Source organism: Tepidamorphus gemmatus, assembly GCF_004346195.1.
Classification (GTDB): domain Bacteria; phylum Pseudomonadota; class Alphaproteobacteria; order Rhizobiales; family Tepidamorphaceae; genus Tepidamorphus; species Tepidamorphus gemmatus.
Genome location: NZ_SMAK01000004.1, coordinates 200,305 through 214,910, shown reverse-complemented (window position 1 = coordinate 214,910; position 14,606 = coordinate 200,305). Strand labels below are relative to the sequence as shown.

The following is a 14,606-nucleotide window of genomic DNA, read 5'->3' as shown; positions in this document are numbered from 1 at the left end:
GCAACGGGAGAGGGGAATGAGCGAAGAGGCCAGAGCCCGCGACAATCTGGTGGCGACCGGCAAGTCGCTGTTCGACCGCGGCTTGACCTTCGGGTCGACCGGCAATCTCAGCCTCCGCCTCGACGACGGGTCCTGGCTGATGACGCCTACCAATGCCTCCCTCGGCGCGCTCGACCCCGCGCGGCTGTCGAAGCTCGATCCGGAGGGCAGGCATGTCGGCGGTGACGCGCCCACCAAGGAGGCCTTCCTGCACGTGGAGATGTATCGGCAGCGGTGCGATGCGCGGGCGGTCGTGCATCTGCACTCGACACATTCGGTCGCCGTCAGCGTGCTCGCCGATATCGATCCGGCAGATGTCCTGCCGCCAATCACCGCCTATTACGTCATGCGGGTCGGCACGCTGCCGCTGGTACCCTACTATCCGCCAGGCGACCCGGCGCTGGCGGGCGCCGTTTCGGCGTTGGCCTCCAGGCACCATGCAGTGCTGCTGGCCAATCACGGGCCGGTCGTCGCCGGCACCAGCCTTGAGGCAGCAACCCATGCGACCGAGGAACTGGAGGAGACGGCCCGGCTGTTTCTCCTGCTGCGCGGGCAGGCGATCCGCACACTGACACCGGATCAGGTCGCGGAGCTGCGGCGGCGATTCGGATGAGACGGATCGCGCGGCCGGCCGCGATCAGGGCATGGGGATGCGATTGCCGCGTGCCGGCACGTCGTAACCCTTCTGCACGGCGGGGCGGCTCGCGATGCGCTCGTACCAGGCCCGCACATTGGGGAACCGGGTCAGATCGATGCCCTGCCATTCGAAGCGCGACGCCCACGGCCAGGTCGCGATATCGGCAATCGAATACTCGCCGGCGAGGTAGTCGCGATCCGCGAGTCGCCTGTCGAGGACGCCGTAGAGGCGCTGGGCCTCCTTGCCGTAGCGCTCTTCGGCATAGGGCGCCTTGCCCCTGTTGAAATGCAGGAAGTGATGCGCCTGGCCGAGCATCGGGCCGAAACCGCCCATCTGCCACATCAGCCATTCGACCGCCTGCCAGTATCGGGCATCGTCGGCCGGCATAAGCCGGCCGGTCTTTTTCGCCAGATAGAGCAGGATGGCACCCGACTCCATCAGCGACATGCCGGTGTCGCGATCGACGATCGCCGGGATCTTGTTGTTCGGGCTGATTTTCAGGAACTCTGGGGCGAACTGTTCGTCCTTCGTGATGTCGATCTCGTGGACAGTATAGGGCAGTCCCAGTTCCTCCAGCGCAATCGAGACCTTGCGGCCGTTCGGCGTGGACCAGGTGTAGAGGTCGATCACGGGCATTTGCTCCTTGGTATTGGTCTGTTGAAGGAGGCACGGCAACCTTGCATGCGCAGGCCTGCGAGGGAAGTGGCGCCTGCCATGGCATGCCACCATCCACGCGCGGCATCATTCGCGTTGTCGGTGAGACGGCGCAAGCGTACCGCATCATCGGATGATGGCGCTGTACGACGGGCCGGGATCAGCGGCAAGGCGGTTGTCGCTCGCGTCGCGGAGGATTGCTGATGGGGCGCCTGTTTCCAGCCGTTGTACTTGCTGGGATGGGCGTGTGGCTCGCGCTCGGCGCGACCGGGCAGGCCGCGCCGACCTTCCGCTTCCAGCTTGACTCCAACGCTCCGGCCGGCGTCTCCGGTGAGCCGCACACCGCACCCGGTCGCCGCAACTGCTATCGCAGCTCCACCGCATAGGTCTCCGTCGGGACGATCTCGTCGATCAGGCCGCGCGACTTCATGAACTGGGCGAAGCGTTCGTAGCGCCTGCGGTCGAGCGCGGCGGGGCGCTTGGCGAAGCGGGGGAGGGTGTCGAACCAGGCGCGTCGGTTCAGGTCATCGTCGAGTTCCGGATGCCGGGCCACGAACAGCTCCCACCCCTCCTGCGGATGGTTGGTCAGCCAGATCGTCGCTGCTTCCACGGCCTCGAGAAATCGGACAAGGCGATCGTCGCCGATGGTGTCGCGGTGGGCCTCGAAGATCAACTCGTCATAGACCGGAACCCCGTGCTCCTCCGGAAAGAAAGCCCGGCCGGGGCGCCCCTCGATGTCCATCTGGTTCAACTCGAAATTGCGGAAGGCGCCGATAACCGCGTCGACCTGGCCCGAGAACAGCGACGGCGACAGCGAGAAATTGACGTTCACCAGCTTAACGTCGGCGAGCTCCAGGCCCGCGCTCTCCAGCATCTGGCCGAGCAGCGCGTCCTCGAAGCCGCCCACCGAAAAGCCGATGGTCCGACCCTTGAGATCGGCAAGGTCCCCTATCGGCCCGTCCTCGAGCACCACCAGCGTATTCAGCGGAGTCTCCACGAGCGTGCCGAATCGCACCAGCGGCAGCCCTTCATGCACCTGCAGGTGGAGATTGGGCTGATAGGAGATGGCGACGTCCGCCTGGCCGGCAGCGACGAGCCGGGGCGGAGCACTCGGATCGGCGGGTGGCACCAGCTCGACGGCGAGGCCGCGGTCGGCGAAAAACCCCTTCGCCTCGGCAATGATCAGCGGAGCATGGTCGGGATTGACGAACCAGTCGAGGAGGACGGTCAGCCGGTCCGCCGCTCCGGCCTGGCCACCGCCGGCGAAGCTCGCGCCAAGGCCGAGGAACAGACCGGCCACAAGACGTGCCGGCCATGCAGTGGGGCGGCTGGGTGTGTGTGTTGCCATGGAGAATCTCCCGGTTTCGTTGAACGGTCGGCGCACAGAGCCACAAGGCAATGCAGCCTCACGGCGATGTCTCGTCGATCCAGTGGACGAGGCGGCGGGTCGCGGCCTCGACCGCGGTTCGGATCAGCACTGCCGTGGCGCCAAGCATCAGAAGCGCGGCGAAGACCATGTCGGTTTGCATGCGGGCATTCGACTGCAGCATGACGAAGCCGAGTCCGGCCGAGGCACCGACCCATTCGCCGACCACGGCGCCGATCGGCGCGACGGCGGCGGCGACCCTCAGGCCCGAGGCGAGCCCTGGAAGCGCGGCCGGAATGCGGATCAGCGCAAGCGTGCGCAGCCGCCCCGCATCCGAGATGACGGCGAGGTCGAGAAGCCCGGGATCGGTGCGACGCAGCCCGTCGAGGAAGGCCGAGGCGATCGGGAAGTAGATGATCAGCGTCGCCATGACCACCTTCGAGGCGATTCCGTAGCCGAGCCAGATGACGAGCAGCGGTGCGATCGCGAAGACGGGCAGCGCCTGGCTTGCCACCATCACGGGCAGGACGACGCGCCCGGCCGCAGGGATGCCGGAAGCGGCGAGGGCGGTGACGACACCGAGCCCGGTGCCGGTCATCAGGCCGAGCACGATCTCCAGCGCCGTGATCGCCGCGTTGCGCATCAGAAAATCGCTGTGGGCGAGGAATGCAGCAGCGACCCGCCTGGGGCTGGGCAGGATGAACGGAGGCAGGTCCAGTACGACCACCGCACCCTGCCAGGCCGCGAGGATCACGGCGCAGACGAGACCGGAACGCAGCAGCCTATGGGCGACGCGCCAACCGGCCCTGGCTGATGGGGCGTCGGGCACCGGGGCCTCAATCCTGTCTTCGGGCCGGGACTGTATGCGATGGTCGGGCGAGACAGCAGGCAAGCATGATGGATCTCCGTCGCGGCGCGTTCAGGAGATCCGGGAGACGTTTGGCTCGGGGGAAGCTCGGTTCCAGTCCCTTCGCCGGCATGACCCGGATCAGGTTCGAAGGGTTCGGCCCGACCTGGCCGGTCGCGCCATCTCAGCTCCCTGCAGAGCACCCCTCGGAACGAGGCCGAGGATGGCGGACGCCGCACGATAATGCAAGCGTCCGTCGCGGGCTGCCGGCCGCCCGATTCATTCCGACGGCAGAGGTGCCGCCGGCGGTGATTCGCCCCAGGCCGCGAAGGCGTCCTGGAACACCTTCGTTCCCGTCTCGCCCTTGGCCAGCGACAGCACCGCGCGGCCGCCGTTGGAATAGTTGATCGGAATGTCGATGAAACCGCGCGTGCGCATCTCGGCGATGTTGCGTTCGCGGTCGAGCTCGGATTCCGACAGGCCGACGAGGAAGTATCCTTCCATCACCGGGACCACGGCGCCGACCAGCGGTTGACCGGAGGAGCGTGGTGTGGCCTTCATCAGCAAGCCCGGCACGGAGGCGATGCCGCCATCGCGAAAGTTCGGCCCCCGCGTGAAGACGAGCTCGACCAGATGGCTCGCCGGAAGCGCCTGGTCTAGGTTGCGGCGAATCGTCAGGGTCAGTTGCAGATCCTTGTCGGGGATGCGTACCTGGCCCTCGATGACCTTCGACACCGCGCCCGTCGCGTCGGTATCGTCCGCCAGTCTCCAGTCTACCAGGCCGCCCGCAGTGATCGGGGCGCCCGTGCCGGACCCTTCCTCGATCAGCAGCGCCTGGGCGACCCGCTCGCCCTCGCTCTCGGCGGCCGGCGGGATCTGCGGCTGGGTCGTCGCCGGTGGTTGAACGGCAGGCGGTTGCGGCTGCGCGGATGCCGGCGCTTCGTTGCCGGGCACGCGATCGACGATCTTCTGCTCCTCGTCGCTCTGAGACCCGCCGGTCAGCGTCGCCACCATCGACGCCAGCGTGTCACGCTGCCAGTAGATGACGCCGGCGATGCCGACGATCACCAGGGCCAGCACGATCCAGGCAATGTAGCGTCCCGCACCGCCACCCGAATCGCCGTCGTCATAGATCGCGGCGGTACGGCGCTCACCGGTCTCGCGCGGGCGTTGATCCGGGCGGCGCGGCGCGGCCGGTTCTTGCGTGCGATAACCGTTGTCGACGCTGGACGCGCCCAGCGCATCGCCGGTTGGCGCGGCTTGGTCCAGGGCCGTGCGCGCCTGCCTGGCAGCATCCGCGGATGCCTGCCCCAGACGCTCGGCCGCCGCGACCGCCGACCGCAAATCCTCGCTGGGGCGACGCGGCTCCTGCACCGGACGCTGCTTGGCCGGCTGCGGCGGCGGTACCTGATTCTGCGGCATCGATGGCGGCGCGACCGGTTCGTTCGCCGGATACCCGGCCTCCAGGTCCGTGTCCAGGCCCGCCGCGGCCTGCGCGAACTCGGCCTCGACCTCGGCGATCGCCGCATCCAGCGCTGCCGTCTGGCGCTGCAGTTCCTCCTCGCCGAGCGGGGGATCGAGCGCCTTCAGCTGGCCGAGCAGCGCGGTTCGCGCCTTGCCGTAAAGAGCATGACGCGCTGCCTCGTTGTTGTCCTTGAGGTTCTCCACCGCGCGGCGGAGAACACTGACGAAATCTGCCATGATCCGGCTACGAGCCTCCTGAAGCCCACCTACAGGCTCTTAGTCCTGAAAAGGGTCGTGAACAAGGATCGTGTCCTCGCGGCGCGGGCTCGTCGACAACAACGCCACCGGCGCGCCGATCAGTTCCTCGATCCTGCGGACATACTTCACCGCCTGCGCCGGCAGGTCGGCCCACGAACGGGCGCCCTCGGTGCTCTGCGACCATCCCTCGAAGGTTTCGTAGACCGGCGTCACCGCGGCCTGCGCATCGCGCGAGGCGGGCAGATGGTCGAGTCTCGCGTTGCCGAGGCGATACTCGACACAGATGCGCAATTCCCCGAAGCCGTCCAATACGTCGAGCTTGGTCAGCGCGATGCCGTGGATGCCGCCGGTGCGGATGGCCTGGCGGACCAGCACTGCGTCGAACCAGCCGCAACGGCGCTTGCGCCCGGTGACCGTGCCGAACTCGCGGCCGCGTTCGCCGAGGGTGTTGCCGATCTCGTTCACCTGCTCCGTGGGAAACGGCCCGCCGCCCACCCTTGTCGTGTACGCCTTGGTGATGCCGAGCACGTAACCCAGCGCACCCGGTCCCGTACCGGACCCGGTGGCTGCCTGCGCGGCAACGGTGTTGGACGAGGTAACGTAAGGGTAGGTGCCGTGATCGACGTCCAGCAGCGTGCCTTGCGCGCCTTCGAAGAGGATGCGCTTGCCGCGCCGCTTCTGCTGGTCGAGCAGGCTCCACACCGAGCACGCATAGGGCAGGATCGACGGGGCGATCCCGACGAGCTGACGCTCGAGCTCGTCGCCGTCGATCTCCGGCCGGTCAAGGCCGCGCCTGAGCGCATTGTGATGGACGAGCAGCCGTTCGATCTTTGCGGCAAGGGATTTCGGCTCGGCCAGATCACAGACCCGTATTGCACGACGGCCGACCTTGTCCTCGTAGGCCGGGCCTATGCCGCGCTTGGTCGTTCCGATCTGTGCCGCGCCCGCGGCTTCCTCGCGGAATGCGTCGAGCTCGCGATGCAGCGGCAGGATCAGGGTGGCGTTGTCGGCGATACGCAGATTTTCCGCCGAGATCGTGACGCCGGCCGCGGTCAGCCTGGCGATCTCGTCCGACAGCGCCCAGGGGTCGATGACGACACCGTTGCCGATCACCGACAGTTTTCCCGGCCGCACGATACCAGACGGCAGCAGACTGAGCTTGTAGGTCTTGCCGTCCACGACCAGCGTGTGCCCGGCATTGTGCCCGCCCTGAAACCTGACCACGACATCGGCACGTTCCGACAGCCAGTCAACGACCTTTCCCTTCCCTTCGTCGCCCCACTGCGAGCCGACGACGACCACGTTTGCCATGTGTCCCTGTCCCCAGTGGGGTCCCTATGCCGGCAACGGCCGGCGTCCCGAAAAAAGCGCGCGACTATAGCGGCATGCACGACACAGCGCGACCTCTGTCTCCAGGCCGTGCAGCCGTCTCCAGGCTTTACAGCGCGATCCATAGCCGCTAGCGGAGATCGGACCAACCCCGCGCGTGCCAGATGCTCCAACAGATTGCCGTCGCCAGCCGCTGGCTTTATGGCCAGGCATATCTCCTGCTGGTCGTCACGACCTTCCTGTGGGCGGGCAACATCGTGCTCGGCCGTCTGGTCGCGGGCCACGTTCCGCCGATCGCCCTCGCCAGCGTGCGCTGGGGCGGCGCCTTCCTGGTGCTGCTGCCCTTTGCCTGGCCGCACCTGAAGCGCGACTGGCGCGCAATCGTGCGGCATTGGCCGATCATGCTGGTGCTGTCCTTCACCGGGATCGCCTCGTACAACACGCTCGTCTATTTCGGCTTGCAGTATACCGGTGCGCTCACCGGCGTCCTGCTTCAGTCCGCACAGCCGCTGGTCATCGCGCTCGTCACCTTCGTGCTGTTCGCGGAACGCCTGTCCGCCCGCCAGGCGGCCGGCATCGTGATTTCGCTGTGCGGTGTCGTCGCGATCGTCTCGCAGGGCGACATCGAGCGGCTGGCGGCAATTCGCTTCAATGCCGGAGACATCCTGATCCTCGTCGCGGTCGTCCTCTATGCGGTGTATTCGGCGCTGCTGAGGCGGCGGCCGCCGATCCACTGGATCAGCTTTCTGGCCGCGACGTTCCTGATCGGCGACGCGATGCTGGTGCCGTTCCTCGTATGGGAGATGTCAACCGGCTACTTGCTGAAGCTCGACTGGCTGACGGTCGCCGCCTGCCTCTATGTGGCAATCTTTCCCTCGCTCGTCGCCTACGCCTTCTTCAACCGCGGTGTCGAATTGATCGGCGCAAACCGGGCGGGGCCGTTCTTCCATCTCATGCCGCTGTTCGGTGCGCTGATGGCCGTCGGGTTGCTCGGCGAGCGCTTCCAGTGGTTCCACGGGATCGGCATGGCGGCGATCCTGTCGGGCGTCGCACTGGCGACCACCGCCAACGGACCGCGGAAAAATTCCGCGGCGGCGTGAAAACCGCTTGATTGTGAAGCGCGAAGCGCCTAACTCACGTTTCGCCCAACATTCGCACGTGCCTGTGGTCGCCGGGCAACCCCGGACTTAACAGGGTGGCGGCTTAAAGCAACGACGGTGCGGGCTTTTTTGGTCTCTGCCGGCTCCTCCAAAGGCCGGGGTTACTGAAGAGGCACACCATCCTTGCCCGACGTGCGGACCGGGGCTCCCGATCCAATCAAAGGCAACCAGGTTCCGGACGTGGAAACAGCCTGAAGGCTGCGTTCGCGCATCCGGAGCATCGGGTCGGCGTCGACGCTGACGGCCTTCGCGTCTCCACAGCGCGGAGATCCGACGCATCGGCACCGCGAGGTTCAACCTTTGGGACCGGGAGAAGCCAGATGGCCACCGACCGAATCCGCGCCTTCATCGCCGAGCGACGCCCCGAGGGGCCGTGCCTTGTCGTCGACCTGGACGTTGTCCGCGAGAACTATCTTGCGTTCGCGCGCGCGCTGCCGGACACGCGCATCTACTATGCCGTCAAGGCCAACCCGGCGCCGGAGATCCTGCGGCTGCTGGCCTCGCTCGGCTCGTCCTTCGACACCGCCTCGGTGACGGAGATCGAGCAGGTCATCGCCGCCGGCGGAACTGCCGACCGCATTTCCTTCGGCAATACCATCAAGAAGGAGCGCGACATCGCCCGCGCTCATGCGCTCGGTGTCGACCTGTTCGCTGTCGACTGCATCGAGGAAGTCGAGAAGGTTGCCCGCGCCGCTCCCGGCACCCGGGTGTTCTGCCGCATCCTGACCGACGGCGTCGGCGCCGAGTGGCCGCTCAGCCGCAAGTTCGGGTGCTCCCCGGAGATGGCGATTGAGGTGCTGGAGCGCGCCCATCGTCTTGGGCTCGCCGCTTGGGGCGTGTCGTTCCACGTCGGCTCCCAGCAGCGTGACACCGAGGCCTGGGACCGGGCATTGGCAATGGCGGCCGGGGTGTTCCGCGCGCTTGCCGAGCGGGGCATCCAGCTGCGCATGGTCAATCTCGGAGGCGGTTTCCCGACCCGCTACCTGAACGACGTGCCGGAGGTCGGCGCCTACGGCGAGGCGATCTTCGGGGCCTTGCGCCGCCACTTCGGCAATCGCATCCCCGAGACGATCATCGAGCCGGGCCGCGGCATGGTCGGCGGTGCTGGCGCGATCAAGGCCGAGGTGGTGCTGATCTCGCGCAAGTCGGCCGACGATCCGGTGCGCTGGGTCTATCTCGACATCGGCAAGTTCGGCGGTCTCGCCGAGACCATGGACGAGGCGATCCGCTATCCGATCCGCACGCCGCGCGACGGAGACCGCGTGGCGCCGTGCGTTCTGGCCGGTCCGACCTGCGATTCTGCCGATGTGCTCTACGAGCGCGAGCCCTACGAACTGCCCGTCAGTCTGGAGATCGGCGACGAGATCCTGATCGAAGCAGCAGGAGCCTACACGACGACCTACGCGTCGGTCGGCTTCAACGGCTTCGCCCCGCTTGCGGCTTACGTGATCTGAGGAGGCATCTATGATTGCGATCCTCTCCGAATCCCCGGTCGATGCGCCGGGTATCGAGTCGCTGCTGGACGAGGCCTTCGGGCCGCGCCGCCGCATGAAGACGGCCGAGCGGCTGCGCGAGGGGCGGAAGCCGGCCGACGGGCTGGCGCTGGTGGCCGTGTCGTCCGCCGGTCTGATCGGCACGGTCAGGCTGTGGGAGGTGGACGCCGGCGGCGTGCCGGCGCTGCTGCTCGGCCCCGTCGCCGTGCGCTGCGACTGGCAGGGCCAGGGTATCGGTGGCCGTCTTGTGAGGACGGCGCTGAAGCGCGCCGAAATGGCCGGCCACAAGGCCGTCATCCTCGTCGGGGATGCTCCCTATTACGGCCGCTTCGGCTTCGGCCGCGACGTGGTGGCCGGACTGGCTTTGCCCGGACCGGTCGATCCGCAGCGCTTTCTAGGCCTGGAGCTTGAGCCGGGAGCGCTCTCAGGCGCGAACGGCCTGGTGCGCGGAACCGGTGCGCCGCAGACGGCAGTTCCGGGGGCCGCCCTTGTCGATATGGACCGCGTGGCCGTCCCCGGCTACAGGTTCTGACCGATCCGCCGGCCCGTCCTGCGACGGGCCGGCGCCCAGCATGCTGCGGTTGCCTGCAGGCTACCATCTCGGCTTGACGGGAGGGGTTGCCGCGCAGCGGTGGATGAGGGACGCGGACGGTGACAACGCCGCACGCTGCCGGACCTCAGCCGACCAGACCAGAGGAGAAAGTCCCACGATGGCCGACTGGAAGATCCATGCCACCTTCGACGGCCCGATCGTGATGATCGGGTTCGGCTCGATCGGCACCGGAACCTTGCCGCTGATCCTGCGCCACATCGCCTTCGACAAGACCGATTTCGTCATCATTGATCCGAGCGACGCGCACCGGCACATCGCCGAGGAGAATGGCGTGCGCTTCCTCCAGGAAGCGATCACCCGTGACAACTACCGGGACGTCCTGACGCCGCTGCTCACCGCCGGCGGCCGCAAGGGCTTCTGCGTCAACCTGTCCGTCGACGTGTCGTCGGTGGCGATTATGGAGCTCTGCCTCGATCTCGGCTGTCTCTACATCGACACGGTGGTGGAACCCTGGCTCGGCTACTACACGGATTCGAGCCTGACGGTCTCCCAGCGTTCCAATTATGCCCTGCGCGAGTCGGTTCTCGAGCTGAAGCGCCGGCGCACCGGCGCCACGGCGATCTCCTGCTGCGGCGCGAATCCGGGCATGGTGTCGTGGTTCGTCAAGCAGGCGCTGATCAATCTCGCCGGCGAGCTCGGCGCAGGCACGGAACCCCCGTCCACCCGTGAGGGCTGGGCGCGCCTGGCACAGGGGCTCGGCGTCAAGGGCATCCACATCGCCGAACGCGACACCCAGCGCGCCCGCACGCCGAAGCCGCGCGAGGTGTTCGTCAACACCTGGTCGGTCGAGGGCTTCATCTCGGAGGGCCTGCAGCCCGCCGAACTCGGCTGGGGCACGCACGAGAAGGAGCTGCCGTTCGACGGGCGCCGGCATGACTTCGGCTGCGATGCGGCGATCTACCTGCTGCGTCCCGGCGCCGGCACGCGCGTGCGCACCTGGACGCCAACCGCGAAGGCGCAGCACGGCTTCCTCGTCACCCACAACGAGGCCATCTCGATCGCCGACTACTTCACTCTGCTGGAGGGCGGAAAGGTGGTCTACCGGCCGACCTGCCATTATGCCTATCACCCCTGCAACGATGCGGTACTGTCGCTTCACGAGATGGCCGGCCGGCAGTGGCAGGCGCAGAAGGAGCATGTCATCCTCGACGAGAAGGATATCGTCGACGGAATCGACGAACTGGGCGTGCTGCTCTACGGCCATGCGAAGAATGCCTACTGGTATGGCTCGCAGCTCTCCATCGAGGAGACCCGCAAGCTTGCGCCCTATCAGAACGCGACGGGCCTGCAGGTGACCTCGGCCGTGCTGGCTGGCATTGTCTGGGCGCTGGAGAACCCGCAGAACGGCGTGACCGAGGCCGACGAGATGGATTTCCGCCGCTGCCTCGAGGTACAGCTACCCTATCTCGGCCCGGTCGGCGGCTTCTACACCGACTGGAACCCGCTGGTCGACCGTGGCGTGCTGTTCCCGGAGGACATCGATCCCGAGGATCCCTGGCAGTTCCGCAACGTCATCGTCCGATAGCCATCGGGCTTGCGTGGGCGCCGTGCGGCTGGCGTGCAGGCCGGCCGGGCGACGCCTTGCCGGCCTTCCCGCCGGATGCGGTGGGCTCCCAGGGCCCCCTCAGTCCAGGAAATCGATGTACTTGCCGTCGTACTCGGAGACCCTGGTCAGCACGCCGTTCTGATAGACCTCGGTGCGCAGATAGAGCACCGTCCGCAAGCTCTCCGACCACAGTTTCTCCTGTCGGAATTCCAGCCCGAGCGATGGCCAGACGGTGGCGGCGAGGATTCGCTTCACGTTGTAGAAGCACAGCCCGTAGACATTGTGGGCCTGTTCCATCTGGCGTGTGCCGCCGTCGACGATCTCGATCGTGCGCTCGACCCGGCTGGAGCGGCCCTGCGAGTCGATCATCCTGCCGCCCACCGCAAATCTGCCGCCCCCTTGCAGTGGAAACAGCGCTGATGGATCGACGTCGTAGGTGAAGACGGTACGCCCCCGCGGACCGTCCGACACCAATGTGAACAGACCTCGATAGAGCTCCTCGGTGGAGATCGTGTTCAGCCGGTTGTCCAGGTGGCGCATGTAGGTGATGTCGCCGACAATCCTGTCGACCTGAAACGCCTCCTTGTTGCTCAGCGTGATGATGAAGCCGGCATGGGCGCTGCTTGCGGCCGGGCAGCCGACCGGACGGGCCGAAGCCGGCGCCGTCGCCAGGCATGCCGACACACAGGCGAGCCAGACCAGGAAGCGGGGCGAGCGGCGCATGGTGTCTCCGTGCACAGGGGATAGACGTGACGGTTGCGCCGGCGGCCCGTGCGGTCAAGGGGGGCCGAGGAACAGCCTTGCCGTTGCCGCCAGATCAAACGCAGATCGAGGAGACGACGGCAAGCGATTCATCCGATTCGCAGAATCCCGCGCGTCTGAATCGCCGCATCAACCCGCTGAATCGCCACTTTAACGGCTTCAACAGGCTGCGCAGGAACCGGAATCGTTCCGTTCACAGCGCCCGCCAACCGATTCATCGAGTGCCATTTCCCGGCGCGCGCATTGCCCTGCATAGCGCTGGACATCCCAGCTGCAGCGTATACACAGGTCAACCCGCCGGTTCTGGCACCGGCGCGACGCCTACCGGCGGCGGGGGCGTTGGAGTATGAAGGCTTCGAGACAGACTTTCGGGAGGAGCGGGCACGTGTCCGGGAAACGCAGGCTGCGCAGTCAACTCTGGTTCGACAATCCGGACAATCCGGGCATGACGGCGCTCTATCTGGAGCGCTACCTCAATTACGGACTGACCCGCGAGGAGTTGCAGTCCGGCAAGCCGATCATCGGTATCGCCCAGACCGGCAGCGATCTGTCGCCCTGCAACCGCCACCATCTGGAGCTGGCGGCACGCGTCCGCGAGGGCATCCGCGCCGCGGGCGGCATCGCATTCGAGTTTCCCGTCCATCCGATCCAGGAGACCGGCAAGAGGCCGACCGCGGCGCTCGACCGCAATCTCGCCTATCTCGGCCTCGTCGAGGTGCTGTTCGGCTATCCGATCGACGGCGTGGTGCTCACCACCGGCTGCGACAAGACGACGCCGGCGTGTCTGATGGCAGCGGCGACCGTCAACATTCCGGCGATCGTACTGTCGGGCGGCCCGATGCTGAACGGGTGGTGGAAGGGCGAGCGCACCGGCTCCGGAACGGTCGTTTGGAACGCCCGCGCCGACCATGCCGCCGGCAAGATCGACTATGCGGAGTTCATGGACATCGTTGCCTCGTCGGCACCGTCGGTCGGCCACTGCAACACCATGGGCACGGCGACGACGATGAATTCGCTGGCCGAAGCGCTGGGCATGAGCCTGCCGGGCTGCGCCGCGATCCCCGGCCCATACCGCGAGCGCGCGCAGATGGCCTACGAGACCGGTCTGCGGATCGTCGACATGGTATGGGAGGATCTGAAGCCCTCCGATATCCTGACGCGCGAGGCTTTCGAGAATGCGATCGTCGTCAATTCGGCGATCGGCGGCTCGACCAACGCGCCGATCCACATCAACGCCATCGCGCGCCACATCGGCGTCGAGCTCAACAACGACGATTGGGAGCGGATCGGCTACCACGTGCCGCTGCTCGTCAACCTGCAGCCGGCCGGCAAGTATCTTGGCGAAGAATTTCACCGTGCCGGCGGCGTGCCGGCCGTCGTCGCCGAGCTGATGCGTCACGGTCTCATCCGCGAGAATGCCCTGACCGTGAATGGCCGCAGCATCGGCGACAACTGCCGTGGCCGCGAGTCGAGCGATCCCGACGTGATCCGGAATTTCGAAACCGCGCTGGTCCGTAACGCCGGTTTCCTGAATCTGAGCGGCAACCTCTTCGACTCGGCGATCATGAAGACCAGCGTGATTTCCGAGGACTTCCGGGCCCGGTTCCTCTCCAATCCGGGCGACGAGAATGCCTTCGAGGGGCGGGTGGTCGTGTTCGACGGGCCGGAGGATTACCACCACCGCATCAACGACGAGTCGCTCGGCATCGACGACAAGACGCTGCTGTTCATCCGCGGCACCGGCCCGATCGGCTATCCGGGCGGCGCCGAGGTGGTCAACATGCAGCCGCCGGATGCGCTGCTGAAGCGCGGTGTGAAGTCGTTGCCCTGCATCGGTGACGGCCGCCAGTCCGGAACGTCGGGCTCTCCGTCGATCCTCAATGCCAGCCCCGAGGCTGCAGCCGGCGGCGGTCTGGCGCTGCTGAGGACCGGCGACCGGGTCCGCATCGATCTCAACAAGCGTACCGCCAACATCCTGATCTCCGACGAGGAGCTGGCGTCCCGGCGCAAGGCGCTCGAGGCGAAGGGCGGCTATCATGTGCCCGCCAGCCAGACTCCCTGGCAGGAGATCCAGCGCCAGATGGTCTCGCAGTTCGACGAGGGCATGGTGCTCAAGCCGGCAGTCAAGTACCAGCGGGTCGCCCAGACCGCGGTTCCGCGGGACAATCATTGACGGATGGGGCACTGACTGATCGGGCCAGTGCACCGACGACAGGGGACGGGCCGTGAGCCCGTCCCCATCGCACTCCGCGGGGTGCCAGCCGACCGGAACCGTCCTACGGGTGGGCTGACCTGTGCACCCGGCCGCAGCGGCGGCCTTGGTGATAGCCGTATTTTTCCAGTGAATTCAATTGTTTGCCGGATATCGGCACGGCCGCGCCGAGGCGCGGGCGGGCAGATCCATTTGTATGACAAAAAGCGCTTGATTTCGCCGGATT

12 protein-coding genes and 1 riboswitch are annotated in these 14,606 nt (G+C 66.8%); of the genes, 6 read left to right on the top strand and 6 right to left on the bottom strand.

Annotated features, from left to right (window positions below; translation table 11 throughout):
- Positions 1 to 16 precede the first annotated feature (16 nt).
- Positions 17 to 652, top strand: coding sequence for a 3-oxo-tetronate 4-phosphate decarboxylase (gene otnC / locus EDC22_RS08470; protein ID WP_132806203.1), 636 nt, complete (start codon positions 17 to 19; stop codon positions 650 to 652).
- 24 nt (positions 653 to 676) lie between these two features.
- Here otnC and EDC22_RS08465 read toward each other — a convergent pair whose 3' ends face one another.
- The 5 genes from EDC22_RS08465 to EDC22_RS08445 all read right to left on the bottom strand — a co-directional run bounded on the left by EDC22_RS08465 (position 677) and on the right by EDC22_RS08445 (position 6,576).
- Positions 677 to 1,306, bottom strand: a complete 630-nt coding sequence (locus EDC22_RS08465; RefSeq protein WP_132806353.1) for a glutathione S-transferase family protein — start codon at positions 1,304 to 1,306, stop codon at positions 677 to 679.
- A 388-nt stretch (positions 1,307 to 1,694) separates the two neighbouring features.
- Positions 1,695 to 2,678 carry an ABC transporter substrate-binding protein gene (locus EDC22_RS08460; RefSeq protein ID WP_132806202.1) on the bottom strand — a complete coding sequence of 328 codons (984 nt, stop codon included), beginning with the start codon at positions 2,676 to 2,678 and terminating at the stop codon, positions 1,695 to 1,697.
- A 58-nt stretch (positions 2,679 to 2,736) separates the two neighbouring features.
- Positions 2,737 to 3,525 carry an ABC transporter permease gene (locus EDC22_RS08455; protein WP_245499685.1) on the bottom strand — a complete coding sequence of 263 codons (789 nt, stop codon included), beginning with the start codon at positions 3,523 to 3,525 and terminating at the stop codon, positions 2,737 to 2,739.
- Between the two features lie 118 nt (positions 3,526 to 3,643).
- A riboswitch (TPP riboswitch) is annotated at positions 3,644 to 3,760 on the bottom strand.
- Between the two features lie 62 nt (positions 3,761 to 3,822).
- Positions 3,823 to 5,244, bottom strand: a complete 1,422-nt coding sequence (locus EDC22_RS08450; protein WP_132806201.1) for a hypothetical protein — start codon at positions 5,242 to 5,244, stop codon at positions 3,823 to 3,825.
- Positions 5,245 to 5,283: 39 nt separating this feature from the next.
- Positions 5,284 to 6,576, bottom strand: a complete 1,293-nt coding sequence (locus EDC22_RS08445; RefSeq protein WP_132806200.1) for an adenylosuccinate synthase — start codon at positions 6,574 to 6,576, stop codon at positions 5,284 to 5,286.
- Positions 6,577 to 6,758: 182 nt separating this feature from the next.
- Here EDC22_RS08445 and EDC22_RS08440 point away from each other — a divergent pair, with 182 nt between their 5' ends.
- The 4 genes from EDC22_RS08440 (at position 6,759) to EDC22_RS08425 (ending at position 11,385) form a co-directional block, all read left to right on the top strand.
- The gene (locus EDC22_RS08440; protein WP_132806199.1) at positions 6,759 to 7,694 is read left to right on the top strand and encodes a DMT family transporter; all 936 of its coding nucleotides are present in this window, start codon (positions 6,759 to 6,761) and stop codon (positions 7,692 to 7,694) included.
- Between the two features lie 380 nt (positions 7,695 to 8,074).
- Positions 8,075 to 9,208 (top strand): type III PLP-dependent enzyme, encoded by a 1,134-nt coding sequence (locus EDC22_RS08435; RefSeq protein ID WP_132806198.1) that lies wholly within the window; start codon positions 8,075 to 8,077, stop codon positions 9,206 to 9,208.
- 10 nt (positions 9,209 to 9,218) lie between these two features.
- On the top strand, positions 9,219 to 9,779 hold the full coding sequence (locus tag EDC22_RS08430) for a GNAT family N-acetyltransferase (protein ID WP_132806197.1): 561 nt from the start codon (positions 9,219 to 9,221) through the stop codon (positions 9,777 to 9,779).
- 178 nt (positions 9,780 to 9,957) lie between these two features.
- Positions 9,958 to 11,385, top strand: coding sequence for a homospermidine synthase (locus EDC22_RS08425; protein ID WP_132806196.1), 1,428 nt, complete (start codon positions 9,958 to 9,960; stop codon positions 11,383 to 11,385).
- Between the two features lie 99 nt (positions 11,386 to 11,484).
- Here the strand turns inward: EDC22_RS08425 and EDC22_RS08420 are convergent, their stop codons facing one another.
- On the bottom strand, positions 11,485 to 12,129 hold the full coding sequence (locus tag EDC22_RS08420) for a hypothetical protein (RefSeq protein ID WP_132806195.1): 645 nt from the start codon (positions 12,127 to 12,129) through the stop codon (positions 11,485 to 11,487).
- A 424-nt stretch (positions 12,130 to 12,553) separates the two neighbouring features.
- Between EDC22_RS08420 and EDC22_RS08415 the strand changes: the two genes are divergently transcribed.
- The gene (locus EDC22_RS08415) at positions 12,554 to 14,341 is read left to right on the top strand and encodes an IlvD/Edd family dehydratase (protein ID WP_245499684.1); all 1,788 of its coding nucleotides are present in this window, start codon (positions 12,554 to 12,556) and stop codon (positions 14,339 to 14,341) included.
- Positions 14,342 to 14,606 lie beyond the last annotated feature (265 nt).